General features: G+C 70.9%; 20 protein-coding genes and 1 pseudogene. 10 read left to right on the top strand and 11 right to left on the bottom strand.

Annotated elements, in window-relative coordinates; genetic code table 11:
* Positions 1-168: 168 nt before the first annotated feature.
* Entirely contained in the window at positions 169-1,044 is an 876-nt protein-coding gene (gene panB / locus QFZ76_RS15590; protein ID WP_307674302.1) for a 3-methyl-2-oxobutanoate hydroxymethyltransferase, read from the bottom strand.
* A gap of 193 nt (positions 1,045-1,237) precedes the next feature.
* On the opposite strand from panB, the gene QFZ76_RS15585 reads away from it, so the two are divergent.
* The 5 genes from QFZ76_RS15585 (at position 1,238) to QFZ76_RS15565 (ending at position 7,052) form a co-directional block, all read left to right on the top strand.
* Entirely contained in the window at positions 1,238-2,833 is a 1,596-nt protein-coding gene (locus QFZ76_RS15585) for an MFS transporter (protein WP_307674301.1), read from the top strand.
* A 51-nt stretch (positions 2,834-2,884) separates the two neighbouring features.
* Positions 2,885-3,532: a TetR/AcrR family transcriptional regulator gene (locus QFZ76_RS15580; protein WP_307674300.1), complete on the top strand. Its 648-nt coding sequence runs from the start codon at positions 2,885-2,887 to the stop codon at positions 3,530-3,532.
* Positions 3,533-3,725: 193 nt separating this feature from the next.
* Positions 3,726-4,775, top strand: a complete 1,050-nt coding sequence (locus QFZ76_RS15575; protein WP_307674299.1) for an endonuclease/exonuclease/phosphatase family protein — start codon at positions 3,726-3,728, stop codon at positions 4,773-4,775.
* 100 nt (positions 4,776-4,875) lie between these two features.
* Positions 4,876-6,090: an MFS transporter gene (locus tag QFZ76_RS15570; RefSeq protein ID WP_307674298.1), complete on the top strand. Its 1,215-nt coding sequence runs from the start codon at positions 4,876-4,878 to the stop codon at positions 6,088-6,090.
* A 47-nt stretch (positions 6,091-6,137) separates the two neighbouring features.
* On the top strand, positions 6,138-7,052 hold the full coding sequence (locus QFZ76_RS15565; protein WP_307674297.1) for a GNAT family N-acetyltransferase: 915 nt from the start codon (positions 6,138-6,140) through the stop codon (positions 7,050-7,052).
* Between the two features lie 49 nt (positions 7,053-7,101).
* Here the strand turns inward: QFZ76_RS15565 and QFZ76_RS15560 are convergent, their stop codons facing one another.
* The 4 genes from QFZ76_RS15560 to QFZ76_RS15545 all read right to left on the bottom strand — a co-directional run bounded on the left by QFZ76_RS15560 (position 7,102) and on the right by QFZ76_RS15545 (position 12,348).
* Positions 7,102-8,880 carry an NAD+ synthase gene (locus tag QFZ76_RS15560; RefSeq protein ID WP_307674296.1) on the bottom strand — a complete coding sequence of 593 codons (1,779 nt, stop codon included), beginning with the start codon at positions 8,878-8,880 and terminating at the stop codon, positions 7,102-7,104.
* A 112-nt stretch (positions 8,881-8,992) separates the two neighbouring features.
* Positions 8,993-10,933, bottom strand: coding sequence for a protease pro-enzyme activation domain-containing protein (locus tag QFZ76_RS15555; RefSeq protein WP_307674295.1), 1,941 nt, complete (start codon positions 10,931-10,933; stop codon positions 8,993-8,995).
* 138 nt (positions 10,934-11,071) lie between these two features.
* Positions 11,072-11,674: a DUF305 domain-containing protein gene (locus tag QFZ76_RS15550; protein WP_307674294.1), complete on the bottom strand. Its 603-nt coding sequence runs from the start codon at positions 11,672-11,674 to the stop codon at positions 11,072-11,074.
* Between the two features lie 11 nt (positions 11,675-11,685).
* Positions 11,686-12,348 carry a DUF3105 domain-containing protein gene (locus QFZ76_RS15545; protein WP_307674293.1) on the bottom strand — a complete coding sequence of 221 codons (663 nt, stop codon included), beginning with the start codon at positions 12,346-12,348 and terminating at the stop codon, positions 11,686-11,688.
* 368 nt (positions 12,349-12,716) lie between these two features.
* Between QFZ76_RS15545 and QFZ76_RS15540 the strand changes: the two genes are divergently transcribed.
* Positions 12,717-14,078, top strand: a complete 1,362-nt coding sequence (locus QFZ76_RS15540) for a glutamine synthetase family protein (protein WP_266440534.1) — start codon at positions 12,717-12,719, stop codon at positions 14,076-14,078.
* Between the two features lie 43 nt (positions 14,079-14,121).
* On the opposite strand, the pseudogene QFZ76_RS15535 reads toward QFZ76_RS15540, so the two are convergent.
* From QFZ76_RS15535 to QFZ76_RS15525, 3 genes and pseudogenes are all read right to left on the bottom strand, one after another.
* Positions 14,122-14,564: pseudogene (locus tag QFZ76_RS15535) on the bottom strand (VOC family protein).
* Between the two features lie 33 nt (positions 14,565-14,597).
* Complete coding sequence (locus tag QFZ76_RS15530; RefSeq protein ID WP_307674292.1) at positions 14,598-15,122, bottom strand: pyridoxamine 5'-phosphate oxidase family protein; 525 nt, start codon at positions 15,120-15,122, stop codon at positions 14,598-14,600.
* Entirely contained in the window at positions 15,122-15,898 is a 777-nt protein-coding gene (locus QFZ76_RS15525) for a helix-turn-helix transcriptional regulator (RefSeq protein ID WP_307674291.1), read from the bottom strand. Before QFZ76_RS15525 ends, QFZ76_RS15530 begins: the two co-directional genes overlap by 1 nt.
* Positions 15,899-16,060: 162 nt before the next feature.
* Here QFZ76_RS15525 and QFZ76_RS15520 point away from each other — a divergent pair, with 162 nt between their 5' ends.
* Both QFZ76_RS15520 and QFZ76_RS15515 read left to right on the top strand, forming a co-directional pair.
* Positions 16,061-16,933, top strand: coding sequence for a hypothetical protein (locus QFZ76_RS15520; RefSeq protein WP_307674290.1), 873 nt, complete (start codon positions 16,061-16,063; stop codon positions 16,931-16,933).
* A gap of 84 nt (positions 16,934-17,017) precedes the next feature.
* Entirely contained in the window at positions 17,018-20,014 is a 2,997-nt protein-coding gene (locus QFZ76_RS15515; RefSeq protein ID WP_307674289.1) for a bifunctional [glutamine synthetase] adenylyltransferase/[glutamine synthetase]-adenylyl-L-tyrosine phosphorylase, read from the top strand.
* On the opposite strand, the gene QFZ76_RS15510 is transcribed toward QFZ76_RS15515, so the two are convergent.
* Positions 20,002-20,910 carry a DMT family transporter gene (locus QFZ76_RS15510; RefSeq protein ID WP_307674288.1) on the bottom strand — a complete coding sequence of 303 codons (909 nt, stop codon included), beginning with the start codon at positions 20,908-20,910 and terminating at the stop codon, positions 20,002-20,004. The two genes, QFZ76_RS15515 and QFZ76_RS15510, sit on opposite strands and share 13 nt — an antisense overlap.
* A 71-nt stretch (positions 20,911-20,981) precedes the next feature.
* Between QFZ76_RS15510 and QFZ76_RS15505 the strand changes: the two genes are divergently transcribed.
* On the top strand, positions 20,982-21,866 hold the full coding sequence (locus tag QFZ76_RS15505; protein WP_307674287.1) for a LysR family transcriptional regulator: 885 nt from the start codon (positions 20,982-20,984) through the stop codon (positions 21,864-21,866).
* Here QFZ76_RS15505 and QFZ76_RS15500 read toward each other — a convergent pair.
* Both QFZ76_RS15500 and QFZ76_RS15495 read right to left on the bottom strand, forming a co-directional pair.
* Positions 21,863-22,729, bottom strand: a complete 867-nt coding sequence (locus QFZ76_RS15500; protein WP_307674286.1) for a phosphatase PAP2 family protein — start codon at positions 22,727-22,729, stop codon at positions 21,863-21,865. The two genes, QFZ76_RS15505 and QFZ76_RS15500, sit on opposite strands and share 4 nt — an antisense overlap.
* A 173-nt stretch (positions 22,730-22,902) precedes the next feature.
* Complete coding sequence (locus tag QFZ76_RS15495) at positions 22,903-23,937, bottom strand: LacI family DNA-binding transcriptional regulator (RefSeq protein WP_266440557.1); 1,035 nt, start codon at positions 23,935-23,937, stop codon at positions 22,903-22,905.
* Between the two features lie 381 nt (positions 23,938-24,318).
* On the opposite strand from QFZ76_RS15495, the gene QFZ76_RS15490 reads away from it, so the two are divergent.
* Positions 24,319-25,587: an extracellular solute-binding protein gene (locus QFZ76_RS15490; RefSeq protein WP_307674285.1), complete on the top strand. Its 1,269-nt coding sequence runs from the start codon at positions 24,319-24,321 to the stop codon at positions 25,585-25,587.
* Positions 25,588-25,671 lie beyond the last annotated feature (84 nt).

The following is a 25,671-nucleotide window of genomic DNA, read 5'->3' as shown; positions in this document are numbered from 1 at the left end:
GCACCGACGGCTGGGTCTGTTGGTGCACCTCTCGGCCGACCGAGACGGGTGGTGGGTGGGCACAGGCCGGGGGTCCGGGGGCGGAGCCTCCAGGGACGGTCGGAGCCGAGAGCGGCAACAGCCCGCCGACGGGGGAAGATCGGCGGGCTGCAGTGGTGCCGCAGTGGCTCAGTGGACGCTGTGCTCCTCGAGCGGGAACGCCCCGCCGACCACGTCCTCCGCGAACGCCTTCGCCGCGTTCCCCATCACCTCACGCAGATTCGCGTACTGCTTCACGAACTTCGGCATCCGCCCCCCGGTCAGCCCGAGCATGTCCGTCCACACCAGCACCTGCGCGTCCGTCTGAGGACCGGCGCCGATCCCGACGGTCGGAATGTGCAGCACCCGCGTCACCTCGGCCGCCAGCTCCGCCGGAACCAGCTCCAGGACCACCGCGAACGCGCCCGCGTCCTGCACCGCCTTCGCGTCCCGCAGCAGTTGCTGGGCCGCCTCCTCGCCGCGCCCCTGGACGCGGTAGCCCATGGCGTTCACGGACTGCGGGGTCAGCCCGATGTGGGCCATCACGGGGATCCCGGACTCCACCAGCAGTTCGATCTGCCGGTGCGATCGCTCGCCGCCCTCCAGCTTGACGGCCCCGACCCCGGCCTCCTTGACCAGCCGGGTCGCCGAGCGCAGCGCCTGCACCGGACCCTCCTGGTAGGAGCCGAAGGGCAGGTCGCCGACGATCAGGGCGCGCTGGGTGCCCCGGACGACGGCCGCGGAGAGCATGGTCATCTCGTCGAGGGTGACGGGCACGGTGGACTCGTACCCGAGGTGACAGTTGCCCGCCGAGTCCCCGACGAGCATGACCGGGATGCCGGCCTCGTCGAAGACGGACGCGGTCATCGCGTCGTACGCGGTGAGCATGGGCCACTTCTCGCCGCGCTCCTTGGCGGCGGCGATGTCGCGGACGGTGATACGGCGCGTGCCCTTGCCCCCGTACAGCGCCTTGCTGCCGTCGGAGGGTTTCTGCTGCGCAGGCTGGGCAGCCGAAAGCTGCGTCATTGCAACGGCTCCTTCAGTCATCTCGAGGCGCCCTTACGGCGTCCCCGGATCCCCTCCATGGTGGCACCTCGTGCCAGGGAGGGCTAGGGGAGGGCCCGCGGAGGTCCGTGTGACGGTTCCGGCACGTAAGAGCTGGGTAAAATGTTTACGATACGAGACGGTGCCGTATCGAAATGGACGTACGCTCGAACGCATGACTACCGCAGTTCCTGACTCCCGGTCCCGAATACCGGAAGCGGTGCACCGGCGCCGCTGGCTGATCCTCGGCGTCCTGATGCTGAGCCTGTTGATCGTGGTGCTCGACAACTCGATCCTGAACGTCGCCATCAAGACGATCTCGACACCCGCCCCCACCGGCCTGGGCGCCACCCAGGGCGAGCTGGAGTGGGCGATCAACGCGTACACCCTGGTCTTCGCCGGCCTGCTGTTCAGCGCCGGCCTGCTCGGCGACCGGCTCGGCCGCAAGAAGGTCCTGATGGGCGGGCTCGTCGTGTTCGGCATCGGCTCCGCCCTCGCCGCCTCCTCCGGCTCACCGGGCGAGCTGATCACCTTCCGCGCGCTGATGGGCCTCGGCGCCGCCTTCGTGATGCCGGCCACCCTCGCCGTCCTGATGAACGTCTTCGAGCGCGAGGAGCAGCCGAAGGCCATCGGGATCTGGGCCGGTGGCGTCGGTCTGGCCATCGCCATCGGGCCGATCACCGGCGGTGTGCTGCTCGACCACTTCTGGTGGGGCTCGGTCTTCCTCATCAACGTGCCGATCGTCGTCATCGCCCTCGCGCTGATGCTGTGGCTGGTGCCCGACTCCCGCGACCCGAACCCCGGCCGGCTCGACCCCGTCGGCGTCGTGCTGTCCGTCGTCGGCCTCGTCCTGCTCGTCTACGGCATCATCAAGGGCGGCCAGATCGCCGACTTCACCGACCCGACGGTCCTGGCGACCATCGCCGCCGGTGTCCTGGTCCTCGTCGCCTTCGTCGTGTTCGAGAAGCGCAGCAGCCACCCGTCCATCGACGTCACCTATTTCCGCGACAAGGTCTTCTCGGCCGCGATCGCCGCCATCGCGCTGGTCTTCTTCGCGCTGATGGGCGTGACCTTCTTCTCGGTCTTCTACACCCAGAGCGTGCGCGGCTACTCCCCGCTGCAGACCGGTCTGCTGATGCTGCCGCTGGCCGCCGCCCAGATGATCTTCGCGCCGCGCGCCCGGCTGCTCGTCGACCGCTTCGGCTACAAGGCCACCACCACGGCCGGCATGCTGATCATCGCCGCGATGCTGGCCGCGTTCGCCACGCTGGAGGCGGACACCCCGATCTGGATCCTCGAGGTGATCTTCTTCCTCATGGGCACCGGCATGGCCCACATCATGACGCCGGTCAGCGTCGTCATCATGCAGGCCCTGCCCCGCGAGAAGGCCGGCTCCGCCTCCGCGCTCAGCAACACCTTCCGCCAGGTCGGCGGCGCGCTGGGCATCGCCGTACTCGGCTCGGTGCTCTCCACGGCGTACCGCGGCGGCATCGAGGACAAGCTCGGCGCGCTGCCCGCCGGCCTGCGCCACACCGCGGGGGAGTCCATCGAGTCGACCCTGGGTGCCGCCGCGAAGCTCGGCCCCAGGGGCGAGGCACTCGTCGGCTCCGCCAACGACGCGTTCCTGCACGCCATGCACGTCACGGCGCTGTGGGGAGCGGGCGTGGCGGTCTTCGGCGCGGTCGTCGTCGCCCTGTACCTGCCGGGGAAGGTGCCGACACCTCAGCGGGACAAGGGCAAGGCGGAGCAGGAGTTGGCGGAGGCGGAGTAGCGGCCGTATCCGGGGGAGAATCACCCCAGGCCACAGAAGGGACCAGCGAACGTGAGCAGCCTCGCCGACAGCCGACCCGCGCAGGACGGCCCCGCACGGGGGCGTCCCCGCAGCGAGGCCGTGGAGCGCGCCATCGTCGAGGCGGTGATGAAGCTCCTGGAGGACGGCGTTCCGCTCGCCGAGCTGTCCATCGAGCGCATCGCCCGTACCGCGGGCGTCGGCAAGGCCACCATCTACCGCCGCTGGAGCGGCAAGGAGGAACTCTTCGTCGACGTCGTACGCACGGCGGAGCCGGCGGACCCGGAACTCCCCGGCACGTCGATCCGCGACGACCTCGTGGCCCTCCTCGAACAACTGCGCCAACGTGGGCTGATGACCCGCTCGTCCGCGCTTCTGCACAGCGTCTACGCCCAGATGAAGAGCAGCCCGAAGGTCTGGGCCGCCTACCACGCGACCGTCATCGCACCTCGCCGCCGGATCCAGCTCGACGTCCTGCGTCGCGGACAGGAGAACGGCGAGCTGCGCGGGGACATCGACGTCGAGCTGATGAACGACATGTTCGCGGGCCCCATGCTCGTGCGCACCGTCATGCGCCCGGACGCCGATCTCCCCGCGGGCCTGTCCGAACAGATCGTCGACATGGTGCTGGAAGGGCTACGGCCCGTCAGTTCACCACCCGTCAGTTCGCCCTCCGCGTAGGGCTGTCCCGCCCGTGTGCGCGTTTCGTCACAGAGGGCGCTTTCCCCCGGCGTGACCGGAACTCGCGGCGCCGACTTGTACGTCCTCGTGCCCGTACGGCCGTCATGGGACGGCAGGAACAGCGGCGATCATCCCCTAGGGTCGTAGGACACGGGGGGCGAACGGTGTGCACGGCAGGCAGTGAGGCGACGGTATGGCGCAGCAGGCGTACATGACGGAGACGGACAACGGAGGCTCGGGACCCGAGCGCCGGGGAGCCCGATTCCGGCGCCTGACGGACCGCCTCCTGGCCGGCTGGCGCGGTGACAAGCGCATCTGGCGCCGCGGCCTCGTCGTCACGGCGCTCGCGGTGCTGATCGCCCTGATCATGTTGCTGCACGCGCAGATCCCCAACCGCTTCGGCAACCTCGGCAGCCTCATCGAGACCTTCCTGCCCTGGCTGGGTCTCGCCGTGCCAGTGCTGCTGGTTCTCGCCCTGGTACGGAAGTCCGCGACCGCCCTGGTCGCGGTGCTGCTCCTGTCGGCCGTCTGGTTCAACCTCTTCGGCAGCCTCCTCACCGACAAGGCCGCCACCGGCGGCGACCTCACCATGGCCACGCACAACGTCAACGCCGACAACCCCGACCCCGCCGGCACCGCCCGCGACGTCGCCGCGTCCGGCGCGGACGTGGTCGCCCTGGAGGAGCTGACGGAGACGGCGGTCCCGACGTACGAGAAGGCGCTGACGTCGACGTACAAGTACCACTCGGTGCAGGGCACCGTCGGTCTGTGGAGCAAGTACCCGCTCACCGGACTCAGGCCCGTGGACATCAAGCTGGGCTGGACGCGCGCCATGCGCGCCACGGTGACCACGCCCGCCGGGCAGGTCGCCGTGTACGTCGCCCATCTGCCGTCGGTGCGGGTGAAGGTGGAGGCCGGGTTCACGGCCCACCAGCGCGACAAGAGCGCCGACGCCCTCGGCGAGGCCATCGCCGACGAGAAGCTGACCAGGGTCGTACTGCTCGGTGACCTGAACGGCACCATGAACGACCGCTCGCTCAACGCCGTCACCTCCCAGATGCGTTCCACGCAGGGCGCGGCGGGCAGCGGCTTCGGGTTCAGCTGGCCGGCGTCGTTCCCGATGGCGCGGATCGACCAGATCATGGTGAAGGGCATCGAGCCGCTGAGCTCCTGGACGCTTCCGCGGACCGGGAGCGACCACCTTCCGGTGGCCGCGCGTGTGAACGTCGACACGTCATCCTGACGTCACCTGCCGGAATACCGGCCGAGGGAGTCTTTGTTCCGTACTTGAACATATGCTTCGTACGGAACTCCGCTCTCCCTCGAAAGGCAATGGTCTTTTCATGCCCCTGGCCCTGCTCGCCCTCGCCGTGGGCGCCTTCGGCATCGGTACGACCGAGTTCGTGATGATGGGCCTGCTGCCCGACGTCGCGGACGACCTGAACATCTCGCTCCCCGAGGCCGGCCATCTGGTCTCCGCGTACGCGCTGGGCGTGGTCGTCGGTGCCCCCTTGCTCGCCGCGGTCACCGCGCGCATGTCCCGCCGCACGGTCCTGATCGGCCTCATGGTCCTGTTCGTGGCCGGCAACGCGCTCTCCGCCTTCGCCCCCGACTACCACTGGCTCCTGGCGGCCCGCTTGCTCAGCGGCCTCCCGCACGGCGCCTTCTTCGGCGTGGGTGCCGTCGTCGCCACGACGATGGTGGCGCCGGAGCGCAAGGCCCGCTCGGTCTCCCTGATGTTCCTCGGCCTCACCGTCGCCAACATCGCGGGCGTGCCCGTCGCCACCCTCATGGGCCAGCAGCTGGGCTGGCGGGCGACCTTCCTCGGCGTCAGCACGATCGGCGTCGTGGCCATCGCGGCCCTGGCCAAGCTCATCGCCCACGACGACGCCCACGCCCCGCGCGTCGGCGTCCGCGGCGAACTCGCCGCGCTGCGCTCCCTCCCGGTCTGGCTCGCGCTCGGCACGACCGTCGCGGGCTTCGGCGCGCTGTTCGCCGCGTACAGCTACATCACGCCCATGCTCACCGACGCCGCCGGCTTCGCCGACTCCAGCGTGACGCTGCTGCTGGCGCTGTTCGGCGTCGGCGCGACCGCCGGCAACCTGCTGGGCGGACGCCTCGCCGACCACTCCCTGCGCGGCACGCTGTTCGGCGGACTGATCGCCCTGGTGGCCGTGTTGGCGCTGTTCCCGCTGCTCATGAGCGCGGAGTGGAGCGCGGGCCTTGCGGTCGTGCTGCTCGGCACGGCGGCGTTCGTGACCGGCTCGCCGTTGCAGCTGATGGTGATGGAGAAGGCCTCGGCCGCCCCGTCCCTGGCGTCCTCCGCGAACCAGGCGGCGTTCAACCTGGCCAACGCCGGGGGTGCGTGGATCGGGGGCGTCGCGCTGGCCGCGGGGTTCGGGGTGACGTCTCCGGCGCTGGCGGGTGCGGGCTTGGCCGTGCTGGGTCTGGCGGTCGCCGGTGCGGCGGCTGTAGTGGACCGGCGGCGGGTTGTCGCCCCTCAGGGGCGGCTGGTCGCGACCCACGTTCCGCGGGACGTCGAGGCGTTGCACCGCTGAGGTCCGAACAGCACACCCACAGCCTGCTGAATGAGAAATCATGAAGCATGCGACCGGATGACTGGCACCTCACCGAACCGGATGACTGGCACCTCACCGAAGACGTCGACGACTTCCTCGCCCGAGCCGGAGACTTCCTGCGCTCTCGACCCGGCCCGCACGTCATGCAGTTGACCTGGGCCGAGAGAGTGCGAGCGCGCGGGGCGGAGGCGTTCGGCGCCGAAGCTCCCGTCTTCGGCGTGCTGGAGCGGGCAGGCGAGGTCCACGCCACCTTCTACCGGCTCCCGCCCCGGGGTTTCGGCCTCTCCCCACTCACGCCCGAGCAGGCCGACTCCCTCGCCGCCCACCTGGCCGCCGCTGGACACTCCCTCCCCTCCGTCAGCGCGGACCACGGCACGGCCGCCGCTTTCGCCGAGGCCTGGCAGCGGCACACCGGCGCGACGCCGAGACGCCGCGACACGCGGCTCCGTCTGTACCGCCTCGGCACGCTCACCCCGCCGGAGCCGCTGCCGGCGGGCCGGGGTCGCGTCCTGGGTGAGCAGGATCTCGAGCAAGTCATGTTCTGGTGCGGCGAGTTCGCCAAGGCCGTCGGGGAAGACGTCTCGATAGACGCCCAGACGTGGGCCGACACCCGCTTCGCCGACAAGCGCTACACGCTGTGGGAAACCCCCGAGGGCACCCCCGTCTCCATCGCGGGCATGAACCCGATGATCGGCGGCCAGATCCAGGTGGACATCGTCTACACCCCGGCCCACCTGCGCGGTCGCGGCTACGCGGGCGCCGTGGCGGCGGAGGTGAGCCGGGCGGCGCTGGCCGCGGGCGCGAGGGATGTCGTCCTGTTCGCCGACCTGTCCAACCCCACCAGCAACGCCCTCTACCAGCGCCTCGGCTATCGCACGCTCACCGATTGGGCCGCGTACGACTTCGCGTATGCCGAACCGGAAGCCGGTCAGGGACGCTGAGCAGACGCTGCGGGGTCGACGGTCAACGACCGTTGACCCCGCGCGACGACTACACCGACTCCCGCCAGCCATTAGTGATCGGCAGCCGGCGGTCCTTGCCGAACCCCTTCGCCGAGATCTTCGTACCCGGCGGATACTGCCGCCGCTTGTACTCCGCCGTGTCGACCATCCGCAGCGTCTTCACGACCAGCTCCCGGTCGTACCCGGCGGCGACGATCGCGTCGGCGCCCTGGTCCCGGTCGACGTACAGTTCGAGGATCCCGTCCAGCACCGGATAGTCCGGCAGGGAGTCCGTGTCGACCTGCCCCGGCCGCAGCTCCGCGCTCGGCGGCTTGGTGATCGAGTTCTCCGGGATCGGCGGGGTTTGACCCCGCTCGGCCGCCGCCTTGTTGCGCCACTGGGCCAGGCGGAAGATCCACGTCTTGTAGACGTCCTTGATGGGCCCGTACGCGCCCACCGAGTCGCCGTACAGCGTCGAATACCCCACCGCCAGCTCCGACTTGTTGCCGGGCGCGAGGACGATGTGGCCCTCCTGGTTGGAGATCGCCATCAGCATCGTGCCGCGCAGTCGGGACTGGAGGTTCTCCTCCGCCAGCCCGGTCAGCCCCAGCGAGCCCATGTACGCGTCGAACATCGGCTCGATCGGCACCGTACGGAAGTTCAGCCCCGTCCGCCGGGCCATCTCCGCCGCGTCCCCCTTCGAGTGCTCGGAGGAGTACTTCGAGGGCATCGACACGCCGTACACGTTCTGTGCGCCCACCGCGTCGCACGCGATCGCCGCGACCAGCGCCGAGTCGATACCGCCGGACATGCCGATCAGGACCGAGCTGAAGCCGTTCTTCGCGACGTACGCCCGCAGGCCCACGACCAGCGCCGAGTAGACCTCCTCGGCGTCGTCGAGACGGTCCGCGTAGGCCCCGGTGAGTTCGGGCTGGTACGCGGGCAGCGGGTCCTCGGACAGGACGACCCGGTCGATGCGCAGACCGTCGTCGACACGTTGTCCATTAGCGACTCCGTCGCGGGCGGTCGGCGCGTCCACCGAGGCGGCCGGCAGGTCGAGGTCCAGCACCACGCAGCCCTCCGAGAACTGCGGCGCCCGCGCGACGACCTCGCCGTCCTTGTCGACGACGATCGAGTCGCCGTCGAAGACCAGCTCGTCCTGCCCGCCCATCATGGCGAGGTAGGCGGTGGTGCAGCCCGCCTCCTGGGCGCGCTTGCGGACCAGCTCCAGCCGGGTGTCGTCCTTGTCGCGCTCGTACGGCGAGGCGTTGATGGACAGCAGCAGCCCGGCCTCGGCGGAGCGCGCCGCCGGCACGCGGCCGCCGTCCTGCCACAGGTCCTCGCAGATGGCGAGGGCCACGTCGATGCCGTGCACGCGCACGACCGGCATGGTGTCGCCGGGCATGAAGTAGCGGAACTCGTCGAAGACGCCGTAGTTCGGCAGGTGGTGCTTGGCGTAGGTCAGGACCACCTCGCCGCGGTGCAGCACCGCTCCAGCGTTGCGGGGCGCGCCGGGCGGCTGGCCGAACTTCGGCTGCGCGGACTCGGACCGGTCGAGGTAGCCGACGACCACCGGAAGCTCCCCGAAGCCCTCCTCGGCGAGCCGTGCGGCGAGCTCGCGCAGGGCCGCGCGGGACGCCTCCACGAAGGACGAGCGCAGGGCGAGGTCCTCGACGGGATACCCGGTCAGCGCCATCTCCGGGAACGCCACCAGGTGCGCTCCCTGCTCGGCGGAGTGCCGGGTCCAGCGGAGGATCGTCTCGGTGTTCCCGGCGAGGTCACCGACGCGTGAGTCGATCTGGTTCAGGGCGAGACGTAGTTGAGGCACGGGCCCAGTGTAATCGTCAGTGCGACGCGATGGGGTGGTGTGAAGTGTGGGCCACTTCACGCCACCCCATCCCGTACCGCTGGATCAGAGAGATCCCGTACCGCTCACCGGATCAGCGACGCCGGTACGACTCCACATAGCCGCCCGCCGGCGTACCCACGCCGGTGACGTCGTCGTAGCCCTTCACGGCCTCGAGCGAGCTGTCCGCGCCGAGGGTGCGCACGGAGGTGAGCAGGCCCTGCGACGCGTCGTAGCTGTTGGTGTAGTCGACGCGGGCCACCGCGAGGCCGGAGCCCGTGGGGTCGTCCGTGACGTCGTGGTACGCCTTCGTCCCGTACCTGGCGTAGATCGACGGGTTGGCGAAACCGATCGCCTTGCCGCCGCGCGCCTGCTGGGCGAGGGCCTGTACGGCCGCGATGACCGGCGCGGCCAGCGAGGTGCCGCCGATGCGGTACTCGCTGTACTGCTGCGACCCGTCCGGGAAGGTCTGCGTCTGGCCGACCTTGAAGCCGGTGTTCGGGTCGGCGATCGCCGAGATGTCCGGGACCACGCGGTTGCCGGCGGCGCTGTTGGCCGTGGCGAGCGCGCCGGGGACGACACCCTGCTGGTAGAAGGGCTCGGCGACCGTCGCGCTGGTGCCGCCGCCCGCGCCCGAGGTGAACGCGCCGGGGAAGTCCGTCCAGCTCGTGCCGTCCGCGGACAGCATGGCCTTCTCGGTGCCCCAGCCGGTCTCCCACAGGTACTTGTCGCCCTTGCCGACCGCCAGCGAGGTGCCGCCGACCGCCGTCACCCACGCCGAGTTGGCCGGGGAGTCGACCTGCTTCGTCCCGGTGTTCGCGACCTCGTCGCCGTTGTCGCCGGAGGAGAAGTAGAAGCCGATGCCCTCGACCGCGCCGAACTGGAAGACCTGGTCGTAGGCGGCCTGGAGGTCGGGCGTCTGGGCGGACTCGATGCTGCCCCACGAGTTGGACACGATGTCCGCCAGGTGCCCGTCGACGACCTTGCTCAGCGAGTCGAGCAGATCGTCGTCGTAGCATGACGCGCCGCCGACGTACGTGATGTCCGCGGCGGGCGCGACCGCGTGCACGGCCTCGACGTCGAGGGTCTCCTCGCCGTACCAGCCGGCCGCCCCGCACTCGTCGGTGTGGGCGTACTTCTTGGGCAGGACCTGGCTCAGCTGTCCGCCCGTGTAGGCCGCGTCGCCGTGCTTCTTCGCGTAGGTGGCCGCGTCGTGGGCGATGGTCGGCGAGGCGTACGCGTCGGTGATGGCGACCCGCACCCCCTTGCCCGTGTAGCTGCCCGCGCCGTACGCGGCCCGCAACTGCTTGCCGGTGTAGCCCTCGACGGCGTACGGGATCTTCCCGCCGTACGCGTCCGGCAGCGTGCTCGCCACGGTGGAGCCGTAGTACGAGGAGAACGGCCCGGCGTTCTTGAACACCGCGTCCGGCGGCGGCAGCGTGTCGCTGTGGCTCGCCAGGTGCGGGGCGTTGTCCAGGCCGGTGACGGTCAGGACGGCACCGTTCAGACTGTCCGGCGCGGAGGCCGTCTTGGCGGGCGCGCGGTAGGTCTTGGCACCCTTGGCGTAGTTGTGGAGCTGGGTGCCGAAGGCCTGTTCGGCGGCGGACACGTCACCGGAGACGGACACGTAGTGCTGCGTGACGCCCGTGACCTTGAGACCGGCGGACGTCAGCCAGGACCTGACCGCCGCCACCTGGGCCTCGGTCGCGCCGTAGCGGTCCTGCGCCGCCCGTGTGCTCAGGTACGTGCCGTACGAGGCGGAGGACGGGTCGGACACGGCCTTCGCGTACGCGGCGAGGCCGGCGGCGTCCCGCCCGGCGAGATAGACGCGGGCGGACACCTTGGAACTGTCGGCGGTCGCGCCCTTGTCGGCCTTGGCCGTGGCCCACGCCGGCTTGGTCCCGGCCAGCGTGGCCCGGCCCGGGTTGTCCGCCGCGTGCGCCACGGGTATGCCGAGCGCCAGCGCGCCCGCGAGCATCGGCAGTGTCGCCGCCATGCTCACCCCGGCGCGCATCTTGGCGCGGTTGGATCTCATGGAACCCCCTGTGCGGTTCGTCGCGAGTGGATCACTCGACGGTGGCCACTCTCGCGACGAACCGTTCACGCCAGGGGAATACGCATGCCAAGAAGAGCCCAATTAACGCAATGACAAAGCCATTTGAGGGTTGCCGCGCTATGAACGGGGCTCGGCGCCCCGCTCCTTGAGCAGGTCCGTCATCAGGTCGATCTCCGACTCCTGCGCGTTGACCATGCCCTGTGCGAGCCGCTTCTCCACGCCGACCGTGCACTGGTCCACACAGCCCTCGGCCATGTGGACCCCGCCCTTGTGATGGTCCGTCATCAGCTGGAGATAGAAGACCTCGGCCTGCTTGCCGTTCAGCGTGCCCAGCTTCTTCAGCTCGGTGTTGGTCGCCATGCCCGGCATCAGTGCCCCGTCCTTGCCGGAGGCCATCCCGCCCATGCCCATCCAGGTCATCGGCGGGTCCGCCGACACCTTCGGCAGCCCCCACAGATCGAGCCAGCCCAGCATCATGCCGCGCTGGTTGGCCTGCGTCTGCGCGATGTCGTACGCGAGGCGCCGCACGTCCTCGTCGTCGGTGCGGTCACGCACGATGTACGACATCTCGACGGCCTGCTGATGGTGCACCGCCATGTCCCGCGCGAACCCGGCGTCCGCGGAGTCGGCGGCGGGCACCGTGCTCGAACCCTCGTCCTCGGCGACGGCGTAACTGATGGCGCCGGCCGCGACGAGCACGCCCGCCACGGCGACGGCCACGGACGCGGACCTCACTTCGACAGACCGCCCGTGCACGCCGCGCCCGGCTCGGGTGTCTGCTTGCCCTGCACGAACTTCTCGAAGAACTTGGCGACGTTCGGGTCGTCGGCACTCGTCACCGTGCGCTGGTTCCCCCACGCGGAGAGCATGATCGGGTCGGCCTGCTTCTCGTCCGGGCTCATCAGCGTGTACGGCGTGCTCTTCACCTTCGCCGCCAGCGCCTCCACGTCCGCCTTGGCGGCCTTGCTGGTGTACGTCACCCAGACCGCCCCGTGCTCCAGGGAGTGCACGGCGTTCATGTTGTTGATCGCCTCGGTGTACACGTCGCCGTTGCAGTTCATCCAGACCTGGTTGTGGTCACCGCCGACCGGCGGCTCCATCGGGTACTTCACTTCCTTGGTGACGTGGGTCTGGCTCAGCTTGGTGTCCCAGGTCTTCACCCCGTCCGCGCCGGTGACGAACTTCCCCGTGGTCTTCCCGTCGGCCGCCGTGCTGTCGTCGTCGGACTGCGAGTTCACCAGGACCACCCCGCCGACCACGAGGCCGGTGACGACCACCACACTGGCGGCGATGGTGAGGATCCGGTTGCGGCGGTCACGGGACTGCTCGGCGCGCCGCATCTCCTCTATCCGGGCCTTGCGGGCGGCGCTGCTGCTGTTCTTGGCGGAGCCCATGCGTGTGTGTCCTTCTGGGGAAAGGGAGCCGGTCGGGTCCGCTGATGGTAATCGGGGACGGGCGGACTCTCGTAGGGAGGGCACAGGAATGGCCGAAGATCGGGTACCCGGAGAAGATCGGATACCGGGGGTACCCGGCCCCGGGGAGGTTCCGGACCTCCCGGCATTACGTATACGGGTCCGAGCAGGCAAGATGGGCGGGAGAGCGGTACACCCGCCCTACGTGAGGCGTTCACTCCTGGGTCGGCCGGACGATCAAGGCGCGCAACGCGCACGAAATGGTGTTGTGGTGGGATGCTCGGGTGCCCGACCGCCTCCTGTGGTACGGGAGACAGGCGGCCTGACCAGCAAGGATGGGGAAGCGGAAGATGGACAAGCAGCAGGAGTTCGTGCTCCGGACGTTGGAGGAGCGTGACATCCGGTTCGTACGCCTGTGGTTCACGGACGTGCTGGGCTTCCTCAAGTCCGTGGCCGTGGCCCCGGCCGAACTGGAGCAGGCCTTCGACGAGGGCATCGGCTTCGACGGCTCCGCGATCGAGGGCTTCGCCCGGGTCTACGAGTCCGACATGATCGCCAAGCCCGACCCGTCGACCTTCCAGGTCCTGCCGTGGCGTGCGGAGGCCCCCGGCACGGCCCGCATGTTCTGCGACATCCTCATGCCGGACGGCTCCCCGTCCTTCGCGGACCCGCGGTACGTGCTCAAGCGCGCCCTGGCCCGCACCTCCGACCTGGGCTTCACCTTCTACACCCACCCGGAGATCGAGTTCTTCCTGCTGAAGGACAAGCCGCTCGACGGCACCCGGCCGACCCCGGCCGACAACTCCGGGTACTTCGACCACACCCCGCAGAACATCGGCATGGACTTCCGCCGCCAGGCGATCACCATGCTGGAGTCGATGGGCATCTCGGTCGAGTTCTCCCACCACGAGGGCGCCCCGGGCCAGCAGGAGATCGACCTGCGCTACGCCGACGCGCTCTCCACGGCGGACAACATCATGACGTTCCGCCTGGTCATGAAGCAGGTGGCGCTGGAGCAGGGCGTCCAGGCGACCTTCATGCCGAAGCCGTTCTCCGAGCACCCCGGCAGCGGGATGCACACGCACCTGTCCCTCTTCGAGGGCGACCGCAACGCCTTCTACGAGTCGGGCGCGGAGTACCAGCTCTCCAAGGTCGGCCGTTCCTTCATCGCGGGCCTGCTCAAGCACGCGGCGGAGATCGCGGCGGTCACCAACCAGTGGGTGAACTCCTACAAGCGCATCTGGGGCGGCTCGGAGCGCACGGCGGGCGCCGGCGGCGAGGCCCCCTCCTACATCTGCTGGGGCCACAACAACCGCTCGGCCCTGGTCCGCGTACCGATGTACAAGCCCGGCAAGACCGGCTCGGCCCGCATCGAGGTCCGCTCCATCGACTCCGGCGCCAACCCGTACCTGGCGTACGCGATGCTCCTGGCCGCCGGCCTCAAGGGCATCGAGGAGGGCTACGAGCTCCCGCCGGGCGCCGAGGACGACGTCTGGGCCCTCTCCGACGCCGAGCGCCGCGCGATGGGCATCGAGCCGCTCCCCCAGAACCTGGGCGAGGCGCTGACGCTGATGGAGCGCAGCGACCTGGTCGCCGAGACGCTGGGCGAGCACGTGTTCGACTTCTTCCTGCGCAACAAGCGGCAGGAGTGGGAGGAGTACCGCAGCGAGGTCACCGCGTTCGAGCTGCGGAAGAACCTGCCGGTGCTGTAGGGACTCGCCGTGGGGCGCGGGGTTGCCGCGCCCCTTGGCGGCGTTACTGTTCCGCCAGTTTCGCCAGTACCTGGTGCAGCGGCTCCGTCACCCGCCTCCGGTACTCCTGGACCGCCCAGCCGTTGCCGTCCGGGTCCTGGAAGTACATGAAGGTCGCGCCGTCGTCGGGGGCGTACTGGACCGGCTCGGAGACCTCCAGGCCGCGTTCGACCAGCTCGGGGCGTGGGCTGCCTTGATGTCGGTCACGCAGAGCTGGAGGCCCTGGTAGGAGCCGGGGGCGGGGCGTGGGCCCTGTGCCATCTCCCAGATGCTGTCGCCGAGGGCGATCGAGCAGCCGGAGCCCGGTGGGGTCAGCTGGACGATCCGCATGCCCGGCATGACCTCCTGGTCGATGTCCACGTGGAACCCGACCCGGTCCCGGTAGAAGTCCCTGGCCCGGTCGATGTCGGTCACGGGCAGCGGGATCACTTCCAGGGTGAACTCCATCACTGGTCCTCCATGTCGCCGTTGACGGGAGTGTCAGACGAACCGCCAGCGGGTCTGGCTGAACGGCTCCCCCTTACCGAAGCCGAAAACGGTGTGGGGCGCCACCGCGAAGACGACGGCGTGTCCAGGACCGTGGTGGAAATACCCCTCCTGTACCTCGAAGCGCCAGAATTCGCCGTACTTCGTCTCCCACGCGGCGGCCAGCTCGCGCAGCCTGCCGTCGTCGGACACGCGCACCGCCTCGCCCTCCACCACCAGGTCGTAGCCCTTGTCCCAGATGTTGGTGCCGGTGGTCAGCACGACGTGCGGATTGTGCGCGAGGTTCTTCGCTTTGCGTTCGTCGGGCCCGGTGCAGAAGTGCAGCGCGCCGTGCGCCCACACCGCGGGCAGCGGTGTCACATGCGGCCGCCCGTCCGGCCGTACCGTCGAGATCCAGAACAGCTCCGCCGCGGACAGCAGTGCCTCGGCGTCGGGCCAGGGGATCGCGGTGGCGGCCTCGTCGCTGTAGCGGGGGTCGAGCCGGGTCGTGGGTGCCTGCGCGGATTCGTTGTCGGTCATCAGCGGCCCTCCAGAGGTGTCTCTTCCCAGAGTGCCTCGGGGAACACCCGGGCCACAGCGGCGGTGCGGCTCGACACGCCCAGCCTGGCGAAGCTGTTCTCCAGGTGCTTGCGGACGGTGCCGGCGGAGACGACGAGCTGTTCGGCGATCTGCGGGGTGCTCAGTCCCCGGGCCACGCAGCGCAGGACGTCCAGCTCGCGGAGGGTCAGCTGTACGGGGGGCCGGCGCCGGCGGGCGGCCTCGGTGTAGATCGCGTACAGGTGCGGGGCCATCAGGCGCAGGGTGGTCATCTCGTGGTCGGTGAAGGGCTTCGGGTCCCTGCGCAGGAACTGGAAGACCCGGGTGCGGTTCGGCGCGGTGGGCAGGGCGACCGCCGCGATGCTCTTGAACGGGCGGAGGAACTCCGTGTAGATCGGCAGCTTCGTCAGCTCGCGCACCGACATGAAGTCGGTCATCTGCGTGACCTCGGGGCTCGTGTGCACCTGCGAGACCCGCAGGCACTGCAGGTGCTGGTGCCGCCAGCGCCAGTACCCGTCCATCGAGCCGCCGTCGCCCATGTCGCCCCAGTCGTCGTACGGCGTCTCCTGCTCGGCGAGATCGATCCGGGTCGGGATGTCCAGCTCCGAGAAGCAGGCGCAGTCGCAGGGGACCAGCCGCTGCAGGCCGAACAGCAGGGACTGCGGGGGCACGTCGTCCGAGCGGTCCTCCCGGGCCTCGTCCAGAATGTCCGCCATGCGCCGCAGCTGCGCCTCGGCCGTCGTCAGGGGTGGTGCCATCGCGGCCTCCCGGGGCCGGGGTTCTCGTCTGCGGCGAATCTACGCCCGGATCGCGCCCAGGGCGCCGGGGATTCGTCAAATGCCGAATGGGCTACGGCCGTTGACGCGAGCAGTGTCGACACCAGCGGCCGCCCCGGCCGCCGGACCGGACGGAGTCATCCCATGCGCTCCCACCTGCGTACCCATGACGGGCGCACCCATTCCCACCGCCCCGCGGCCCTCGCCGCGGGCGCCGCCGCCGTGGCCGCCGGACTGCTCGCCACCGGGTGCGGCGGAACGGCCCCCACCGCTTCGGCCGGAACGGACGACGACACGGTGTTCTCCACCGCGTCCTTCACGCTCGGCTCCCGCGGCGACGTCCAGCTCTCCGGCACCTCTCGTACGGCGGTCAGGCCGGCCGGGGCGTACCCGGTGACCGCCGGCCGTGCCCACGCCTTCCCCCGGCCCGCCGGGGCCCTGCTGGTGATCCTGCGGCACTGGCCGGAGGCGGTCACGGAGCGAGCCTCGCGCGGGCGGGCCCGCCTGATGCCGCCGCCCGAGGAGCCGGCGGTCGAAACGGGGTACCTCGTCGACACCGCGAACTGGGTGCGTGCCGACCTCGACGGGCACCCGTTGCAGTGGCTGCGACGGGACACGATCCGGATCGACACCACGAACGCCACCGGCGGGGACCGCGTCCGGCTCACCCTGTCCGGACCGCACGGGGGTCGGTCCGGACAGCCCACCCCGCCACCCGAGGACCGCGCGTGCGCGCGGCTCGACCGCTGGACCGACCGACGGGTGGTCCTCCCGGAGATGGTGGCGGGCACGCCCGTCGGGACCGCGCTGGCGCGGCTGCGGAAGCAGTGCCTCGACGTGCAGTACGCCTCGCTGCCCGGCGACGGCCGCGCCGGCACCGTACGACAGGTCCTGGTGCCGCTCGCCGGACCGCCGGACACCGCGGCCGTCCTGCCCCCGGACGAGGGCACGGACCGGCCGGGCGACAGCGTGCTCGTGGACCCGCGGCGACCGGCGACGCTGTCGGTGACCCGCTGAAACCTCTGAGGCGCCCCGGCGCTTCCCTCAGCTTCTCCGGTTAGGCTCGGCCCCGTACGACCTTGATCCGACAGGAGGCCGGATATGACGGCGCCGGGGCGCAGGAGCAGTACCTTCACGCGGCTGCTGCGGCACGGCTTCACCGATCCCTCCGGCGCCGAGCGGCTCCTGGACAGCGGGGAGCTCGCGCACCTGCGGGACGACCCGGTCCTGCTGGAGGCGCTGGGGGCGACCGCCGACCCGGACCTGGCCCTGCACGGTCTCGTACGGCTGCTGGAGGCGCAGCCGGCGCCCACCGCCCGCCGGGAACTGCTCGACACGGTGATAGCGGCCAAGCCGCTGCGCGACCGGCTGCTCGGGGTGCTCGGCGCCTCCGCCGCGCTCGCCGACCATCTCGCCCGGCACCCGAGCGACTGGCACGCCCTCGTCATGTACGAGCCGCGGGATCTGCATCCCGGGGTGGAGGAGTTCGAGCGGGGACTGGCCGAGGCGGCCGACCCGGTCGCCCTGCGCGTCGCCTACCGCCGCTGCCTGCTGTCCATCGCCGCCCGGGACGTGTGCGGCACCACCGACCTGGCTCAGACCGCCGCCGAACTCGCCGACCTCGCGACCGCCACCCTGCGCGCCGCCCTCGCCATCGCCCGCGCGGCGGCGCCCGACGACGCGGCGCTGTGCCGGCTCGCCGTCATCGCGATGGGCAAGTGCGGCGGGAACGAGCTGAACTACGTCTCGGACGTCGACGTCATCTTCGTCGGCGAGGCCGCCGAGGGCGCCGACGAGGGCAAGGCCGTCAGGGCCGCCACCAAGCTCGCCTCGCACCTGATGCGGATCTGCTCGGAGACCACCGTCGAGGGATCGATCTGGCCCGTGGACGCCAATCTGCGGCCCGAGGGCAGAAACGGTCCGCTGGTGCGCACGCTCTCCAGCCACCTCGCCTACTACCAGCGCTGGGCCAAGACGTGGGAGTTCCAGGCCCTGCTCAAGGCCCGCCCGGTGGCCGGCGACATCGAACTCGGCGAGGAGTACGTCGCCGCCCTCGAACCCCTCGTCTGGAAGGCCGCCGAGCGCGACAACTTCGTCGCCGACGTGCAGAAGATGCGCCGCCGCGTCGTCCAGAACATCCCGGTCGCCGAGATCGAACGCGAGCTGAAGCTCGGCCCCGGCGGCCTGAGGGACGTCGAATTCGCCGTCCAGCTCCTCCAGCTGGTGCACGGACGGGCCGACGTCTCGCTCCGCAGCGGCACCACGCTCAAGGCCCTGCAGGCCCTGGCCACCGGCGGCTATGTCGGCCGCGCGGACGCCGTCCAGCTCGACGACGCCTACCGCTTCCTGCGCTCCATGGAGCACCGCATCCAGCTGTACCGGCTGCGCCGCACCCACCTCGTCCCCGAGGACGAGGCCGACCTGCGGCGCCTGGGCCGTTCCCTCGGTCTGCGCGCCGACCCGGTCGCCGAGCTGACCCGCGAGTGGAAACGGCACACCAGTGTCGTACGGCGGCTGCACGAGAAGCTCTTCTACCGCCCCCTGCTCGACGCGGTCGCCCAACTCGCCCCCGGTGAGACCCGGTTGAGCCCCGAGGCGGCCCGCGAGCGGCTGGTCGCGCTGGGGTACGCGGACCCGGCGGCGGCGCTGCGGCACCTGGAGGCGCTGGCGTCCGGGGTCACCCGCAAGGCGGCCATCCAGCGCACGCTGCTGCCGGTCCTGCTCGGCTGGTTCGCCGACTCGGCCGACCCGGACGCCGGGCTGCTCAACTTCCGCAAGGTGTCGGACGCGCTCGGCAGGACCCCCTGGTACCTGCGGCTGCTGAGGGACGAGGGTGCCGCCGCCGAGAACCTCGCCCGGGTCCTGTCCGCCGGCCGCCTCGCCCCCGACCTGCTGATGCGCGCGCCCGAGGCGGTCGCGCTGCTCGGCGACGGCGCCGCGGGCGGCCTGGAGCCGCGCGACCGGGCGGCCCTGGAGCAGGAGATCCTCGCCGCGGTCGGCCGCGCGGACGGCGCCGTGCAGGCGGTCACCTTCGCGCGCGGTGTCCGCCGCCGCGAGCTGTTCCGGACGGCCGCCGCGGACATCGTCGGCTCCTACGGCACCGAGTCCCAGCCGGTCGAGGCCGACCAGGGCGCCCTCGTGGACCGGGTCGGCGGCGCGGTCTCCGACCTGACGGCGGCCACCCTCTCGGGGACGCTGCGCGCGGTGGTCGGGGACGGCTGGGGGGACACCCTGCCCACCCGGTTCGCCGTCATAGGCATGGGGCGCTTCGGCGGCCACGAACTCGGCTACGGCTCCGACGCCGACGTCCTCTTCGTGCACGAGCCGCGCGACGGCGTCGACGAACGCGAGGCGTCCCAGGCGGCCAACAAGGTCGTCTCCGAGATGCGCCGCCTCCTCCAGATCTCCAGCGCCGACCCGCCCCTGCTGATCGACGCCGACCTGCGACCGGAGGGCAAGTCCGGCCCGCTCGTACGGACGTTGAACTCCTACGAGGCCTACTACCGCCGCTGGTCCCTCGGCTGGGAGTCGCAGGCCCTGCTGCGGGCCGAACCGGTCGCCGGGGACGAGGAGTTGGGCAGCCGTTTCATCGAGCTGATCGATCCGCTGCGCTATCCGGCGGCCGGCCTCGGTGACGACGCCGTACGCGAGATCCGGCGCCTGAAGGCCCGGATGGAGTCCGAGCGGATGCCGCGCGGCGCCGACCCGAAGCTGCACACCAAGCTCGGGCCCGGCGGCCTGTCCGACGTCGAGTGGACGGTGCAGCTCATCCAGATGCGGCACGGCGCGCGGGTCGCGGGCCTGCGCACGACCCGCACCCGCGCCGCCCTCGCCGCCGCCCGCACGGCCGGCCTCCTCTCCGACGAGGACGCCGGCACCCTCGACGAGGCCTGGGTCCTGGCCACCCGCGTACGCAACGCCGTGATGCTCGTACGCGGCCGCGCCGGCGACACCTTCCCCTCGGACGCCCGCGAACTGGGCGCGGTGGGGCGGTACCTGGGCTACGGCCCCGGGCACGTCGGCGACATGCTCGACGACTACCGGCGTACGGCACGACGGGCGCGGGGCGTCGTGGACGAACTGTTCTACGGGGCGTAGGCCTTCGGGGCCGGGACACTCACCACTGTCCCGGCCGCCCGCCGCCCGCGGGTGAGCGCCACCCCCACCAGCACCACCGCCATCCCGGCGAGCACCCGCGGCCCCACGTTCTCGTCCAGGAGCAGCGCGCCCAGCGACACCGACACGACGGGCAGCAGATAGCCGACCGTCGCGGCCGCCGTCGGACCCTCGTCCGCGATCAGCCGGTAGTTGAGGTAGAAGGTGACGCCCGTGCCGAGGACCCCGAGTGCGGTGATCGCGAGCAGTCCGGTGAGGTCGGTGTCGAGAGGGCCCGCGGCCGGGAGGGCCAGGGCGCTCCAGGCCGTCGCCGTGAGGAGTTGGGCCGCGGAGACGGCGAGCGGATCCCGGCCGGCGGTGAGCTTGCGGGCCATGTACGCGAACGCCACGGCGTAGCTCACGGCGGCGGCCAGCAGCGCCAGGGCGCCCCAGCTCAGCAGCCCGGACCGGTGCCAGGGCGCGAAGATCAGCAGCGTCCCGGCGAACCCGAGGACCAGGCCGGTCAGACGTACGGGGCGCAGGGCCCGGTCGGTGCCGAGGAGCAGGCCGATCAGGAGTGCCCACAGCGGTGTGGTGGCGTTCAGGACGCCCGCGACACCGGAGTCGACGGTCTGCTCGCCGACGCTGAACAGGGCGAAGGGCAGCGCGTTGCAGAAGAAGGCGGCGACGACCAGGTGCTTCCAGGTGGAGCGGGACCGCGGCAGGCGCTGGCCCGCCGAGCGGGCGAGCAGGAGCAGGACCGCCGCACCGAGGGCGCACCGGGCGATGGTGATCTGGGCGGGGGACAGGCCGTGGTTCAGGGCGACTTTGATCCACAGGAAGCCGGAGCCCCACAGGAGGGCGAGCACGGCCATGCGGACGGTGGAGGAGCGCTGCATGCCCCCACGGTCCGCCAACGGGAGCGTAAGGACAAGTGAAGTATTATGCATGCACCGTTAAGCTGTCCTGCATGCTGGACGTGAGGCGTATGCAGGTGCTGCGGTCCGTCGTGGCCTGTGGATCGGTGACCGCGGCGGCCGCGCGGCTCGGCTACACGCCGTCCGCGGTCAGTCAGCAGGTCGCCGCGCTGGAGAAGGAGGCCGGGGCCGAGCTCCTCGAACGGGTCGGGCGCGGGGTGCGGCCCACGGCGGCCGGGCTGCTGCTCACGGAGTACGCGGACACGATCGGCCGGCAGGTCGCCGAGGCGGAGACCGCCCTCGCCGACCTGCTGGCGGGGCGCACCGGACGGCTGTCGGTGCGGTACTTCGCGACCGCCGGTGCCTCGCTGGTCGCCCCGGCGGTGGCGCGGCTGCGGGCCGACCACCCCGGCGTACAGGTCGAGCTGAGACTGACCGACCCCGAGGACCCGCTGCCGGACGTGCGGGAGGGGCGGGCGGACCTGGCGCTCGTGGTGGGGGAGGGGACCGGGAGCGACGGCGTACGGCTGCTGCACCTGCTGGACGACCCCTACCTCGCCGTCCTCCCCAGGGGGCACCGGCTCGCGGCGCGGCGGTCGGTGGCGCTCACCGAGCTGGCCGAGGAGCCCTGGGTCGGCAGCGAGTGGCCCGGACCGTGCCTGGACGCACAGCTCCACGCCTGCGAGGTCGCCGGGTTCCGGCCGCGGTTCGTGGTCGAGAGCGAGGACTACGTGACCGCGCAGGGCTTCGTGGCGGCGGGCCTGGGCGTCAGCCTGATCCCACGGCTGGGGCTGGGCGGCCGCCATCCCGACGTGGTCGTACGCCCGGTGCGGCGCCCGGAGCCGGTGCGCAGCATCCACGCGGCGGTACGGGAGACGGCCCCGCCGCAGCCGGCCCTGGAGGCGTTCATCGGGGCGCTGCGGGAGGCGGCGGGCTAAGAGCCTGCCCAGGCCTTCTTCGGCGGCAAGGGCCCGCCGCGGGCCGGCACCAGCTTCGGCAGCGTGTACGGCAGTGCCCCGTACCAGACCCGCGCCACCGTGAAGCCGAAGGCGAGGCACGCCATGCCGCCCACCGCGTCGAGCCAGAAGTGGTTGGCGGTGGCGACGATGACCACCAGCGTGGCCGTCGGGTAGAGCAGGCCCAGCACCCGCACCCACGGCACCGACGCCAGCGCGAAGATCGTCAGACCGCACCACAGGGACCAGCCGATGTGCATCGACGGCATCGCGGCGTACTGGTTCGACATGTTCTTCAGGTCGCCCGAGGCCATCGAGCCCCAGGTCTGGTGGACCATGACGGTGTCGACGAAGTCGCCGCCGTTCATCAGCCGCGGCGGGGCGAGCGGATACAGGTAGTAACCGACCAGGGCGACGCCGGTGGTCGCGAAGAGCACGAGACGGGTCGCCGCGTAGCGGCCGGGATGACTGCGGTAGAGCCACACGAGCACACCCAGCGTCACCACGAAGTGCAAGGTCGCGTAGTAGTAGTTCATCCCGACGATGAGCCAAGTCACCGAGTTCACGCCATGGTTGACGGACTCCTCGACGGCGATGCCGAGCTGGTGCTCGACCTTCCAGATCCAGTCGGCGTTCCGCAGCGCCTCGGACCGCTGCTCCGGGACCGCGTTGCGGACGAGTGAGTACGTCCAGTAACTCAGGGCGATCAGAAGGATCTCGAACCAGAGGCGGGGCCGGCGCGGGGCGCGCAGCCGGTGCAGGAGACCCGGCCCGGTCCCGGCCGTGACGGGCTGCGGAACGGCCTCGTCGGGCCCTTCCTGCGTCGTCACGGTCGTCTCAGTCATAGGCACAGAGTCTGCCAGAAAAGGCTTCTTCCGCCGATCATCCCCCGGTTGGGTCCGGGTCGCACGTTCTACGCCCGGAAGACCCCTGGAACCTCCTACCAGCGCACTGCGGAAAGGTCGATTTATCCACCCTGAGAACGAGCCGCGCCCCGAGCCTCACGAGCCGTGCGACCTCAGTGGCGTCCGCGTTCCCCGGGAGCCGAGGCGGTCGAGCCGCGCACCACCAGTTCCGGCATGAACACGAACTCGCTGTGGGGCGCGGGCGTCCCGCCGATCTCCTCCAACAGCGTGCGGACCGCTGCCTGTCCCATCGCCGGGACCGGCTTGCGGATCGTCGTCAGCGGCGGGTCGGTGAAGGCGATCAGGGGGGAGTCGTCGAAGCCGACGACCGAGATGTCCTTGGGGACGTCCAGGCCGCGCTGCCGGGCCGCCCGTATCGCGCCCAGCGCCATCATGTCGCTGGCGCACACCACCGCCGTACAGTCCCGCTCCATGAGCGCGGTGGCCGCGGCCTGGCCGCCCTCCAGGGTGTAGAGGGAGTGCTGGACGAACTCCGTCTCGATGGCCTCCGTACCCAGACCCAGCAGGTCCTGCATGGTGCGGACGAAGCCCTCGATCTTGCGCTGCACCGGCACGAACCGCTTGGGGCCGAGCGCGAGGCCGATCCGTGTGTGCCCCAGCGACACCAGGTGCGTGACCGCCAGGGTCATCGCCGCCCGGTCGTCGGGGGAGATGAACGGCGCCTGCACCTTCGGCGAGAAGCCGTCCACCAGCACGTACGGCACGCCCTGCGCGCGCAGCTGCTCGTAGCGCTGCATGTCGGCGGAGGTGTCCGCGTGCAGACCGGAGACGAAGATGATGCCGGCCACGCCCCGGTCGACGAGCATCTCCGTCAGCTCGTCCTCCGTGGAACCGCCCGGGGTCTGGGTCGCGAGCACCGGCGTGTAGCCCTGCCGGGTCAGTGCCTGGCCGATGACCTGGGCCAGTGCCGGGAATATCGGGTTCTCCAGCTCCGGGGTTATGAGGCCCACGAGGCCTTCGCTGCGCTGCCGCAGACGCACCGGGCGTTCGTAGCCCAGTACGTCGAGGGCGGCCAGCACGGACTGGCGGGTGGTGGCGGCGACGCCCGGCTTGCCGTTGAGGACGCGGCTGACGGTCGCTTCGCTCACCCCCGCCTGAGCAGCGATGTCGGCAAGCCGTGTGGTCACAGGGGTGGACTGTACCGGCCAGGTCTCACCTTGCACACCAATCCGGCGCCGCGTGCGACGTGTTGGCCGGCCCGGCCCGGGCTGCTGGGTCATCGCGCTCCCTCGTGAAAGTGATGGCAAGAGCTTGCAGAGTCTTGCACAACCCGTCCCATCTGCTCGACGGCCGCAAATAAGCGTCTCACGATGGTCGCTCTGGGGTCACGCACGGATAACTTCGGAGCTCTCTTGCACTTTTTTGCTGCAAGCTCTTTCGTGGCGCTTACATCGCTGTTACGTTCGGCGACGCCCGGCGGCCGCAACGGCGCAGTCGGCAAGTCGACAGGGGCGGCAGACGGGGCCGTCTTCTGTGAGCACACGGGCTTTCACCCTCAAGGAGAACTCATGCGGCGTGGCATAGCGGCCACCGCGCTGGTGGCGTCTTTCGCCCTCGCGGCGACGGCCTGCGGCGGAAGCGACGGCGGCGACTCGGCCGACGGTCCGGTCACCATCACCTGGTGGGACACCTCCAACGCCACCAACGAGGCGCCGACGTACCAGGCCCTGATCAAGGAGTTCGAGGCCGCCAACAAGGACGTCAAGGTCAAGTACGTCAACGTGCCCTTCGACCAGGCACAGAACAAGTTCGACACCGCCGCCGGTTCCAAGGGCGCCCCGGACATCCTGCGCTCCGAGGTCGGCTGGACCCCCGCCTTCGCGAAGAAGGGCTACTTCCTGCCGCTGGACGGCACCGAGGCCCTCGCGGACGAGAGCAAGTTCCAGCCCAACCTGATCGAGCAGGCCAAGTACGACGGCAAGACCTACGGCGTGCCGCTGGTCACCGACACCCTCGCGCTGGTCTACAACAAGGAGCTCTTCGCGAAGGCCGGTGTCGAGGCCCCGAAGACCTGGGACGACCTGAAGAAGGCCGCCGCCACGCTCAAGGCCAAGACCGGCGTCGACGGCTACTGGGGCTCCACCCAGGCCTACTACGCGCAGACCTTCCTCTACGGCGAGGGCACCGACACCGTCGACGCCGCCGCCAAGAAGGTCACCGTCAACTCGGCGCCCGCCAAGAAGGGCTACGAGACCTGGCTGAGCCTGTTCGACGGCAAGGGCCTGCACAAGGCCGACACCACCGCCGACGCCTACGCCCACATCCAGGAGGCGTTCGTCAGCGGCAAGGTCGCCTCGATCATCCAGGGCCCGTGGGAGATCACCAACTTCTACAAGGGCACCGCCTTCAAGGACAAGAACAACCTCGGCATCGCCACCGTCCCGGCCGGCTCCACCGGCAAGGCGGGCGCCCCGACCGGCGGCCACAACCTCTCGGTGTACGCCGGCTCGGACTCGGCCCACCAGAAGGCGGCCCTGAAGTTCGTCAACTTCATGACCTCCGCGAAGTCCCAGGCGAGCATCGCGCTGAAGAACTCCACGCTGCCGACCCGCGACGACGCCTACACCGCCGAGGTCAAGGCCGACCCGGGCATCGCCGGCTTCCAGGGCGTCCTGCCCGCCGCCCAGCCGCGCCCGGCGCTGCCCGAGTACAGCTCCCTGTGGGGCCCGCTGGACACCGAGCTGCCGCAGATCGCCGGGGGCAAGACGTCCCTCGACAAGGGCCTGGGCACCGCCGAGACCGCGATCGCCAAGCTGGTCCCGGACTTCAGCAAGTGACCCCGAGTGGCCGCCGGATCCCCCGCGAACCGGGGGAGGGATCCGGCGGCCACCGGCCTGTGACCGGGCCGTGCGGGCCGGGCA

The sequence above is a fragment of the Streptomyces sp. V4I2 genome, from assembly GCF_030817655.1.
GTDB classification, from domain to species: domain Bacteria; phylum Actinomycetota; class Actinomycetes; order Streptomycetales; family Streptomycetaceae; genus Streptomyces; species Streptomyces plumbiresistens.
This window is presented reverse-complemented; position numbering and strand designations above follow the sequence as displayed.

Excerpts from the sequence above, each read along its gene's own strand:
- QFZ76_RS15500 (WP_307674286.1), bottom strand. The coding sequence starts at position 22,729 with ATGACTGAGACGACCGTGACGACGCAGGAAGGGCCCGACGAGGCCGTT.
- QFZ76_RS15570 (WP_307674298.1), top strand. The coding sequence starts at position 4,876 with ATGCCCCTGGCCCTGCTCGCCCTCGCCGTGGGCGCCTTCGGCATCGGT.
- QFZ76_RS15585 (WP_307674301.1), top strand. The coding sequence starts at position 1,238 with ATGACTACCGCAGTTCCTGACTCCCGGTCCCGAATACCGGAAGCGGTG.
- QFZ76_RS15575 (WP_307674299.1), top strand. The coding sequence starts at position 3,726 with ATGGCGCAGCAGGCGTACATGACGGAGACGGACAACGGAGGCTCGGGA.
- QFZ76_RS15540 (WP_266440534.1), top strand. The coding sequence starts at position 12,717 with ATGGACAAGCAGCAGGAGTTCGTGCTCCGGACGTTGGAGGAGCGTGAC.
- panB (WP_307674302.1), bottom strand. The coding sequence starts at position 1,044 with ATGACGCAGCTTTCGGCTGCCCAGCCTGCGCAGCAGAAACCCTCCGAC.
- QFZ76_RS15505 (WP_307674287.1), top strand. The coding sequence starts at position 20,982 with ATGCTGGACGTGAGGCGTATGCAGGTGCTGCGGTCCGTCGTGGCCTGT.
- QFZ76_RS15525 (WP_307674291.1), bottom strand. The coding sequence starts at position 15,898 with ATGGCACCACCCCTGACGACGGCCGAGGCGCAGCTGCGGCGCATGGCG.
- QFZ76_RS15515 (WP_307674289.1), top strand. The coding sequence starts at position 17,018 with ATGACGGCGCCGGGGCGCAGGAGCAGTACCTTCACGCGGCTGCTGCGG.
- QFZ76_RS15545 (WP_307674293.1), bottom strand. The coding sequence starts at position 12,348 with ATGGGCTCCGCCAAGAACAGCAGCAGCGCCGCCCGCAAGGCCCGGATA.
- QFZ76_RS15490 (WP_307674285.1), top strand. The coding sequence starts at position 24,319 with ATGCGGCGTGGCATAGCGGCCACCGCGCTGGTGGCGTCTTTCGCCCTC.
- QFZ76_RS15530 (WP_307674292.1), bottom strand. The coding sequence starts at position 15,122 with ATGACCGACAACGAATCCGCGCAGGCACCCACGACCCGGCTCGACCCC.
- QFZ76_RS15565 (WP_307674297.1), top strand. The coding sequence starts at position 6,138 with ATGCGACCGGATGACTGGCACCTCACCGAACCGGATGACTGGCACCTC.
- QFZ76_RS15555 (WP_307674295.1), bottom strand. The coding sequence starts at position 10,933 with ATGAGATCCAACCGCGCCAAGATGCGCGCCGGGGTGAGCATGGCGGCG.
- QFZ76_RS15520 (WP_307674290.1), top strand. The coding sequence starts at position 16,061 with ATGCGCTCCCACCTGCGTACCCATGACGGGCGCACCCATTCCCACCGC.
- QFZ76_RS15510 (WP_307674288.1), bottom strand. The coding sequence starts at position 20,910 with ATGCAGCGCTCCTCCACCGTCCGCATGGCCGTGCTCGCCCTCCTGTGG.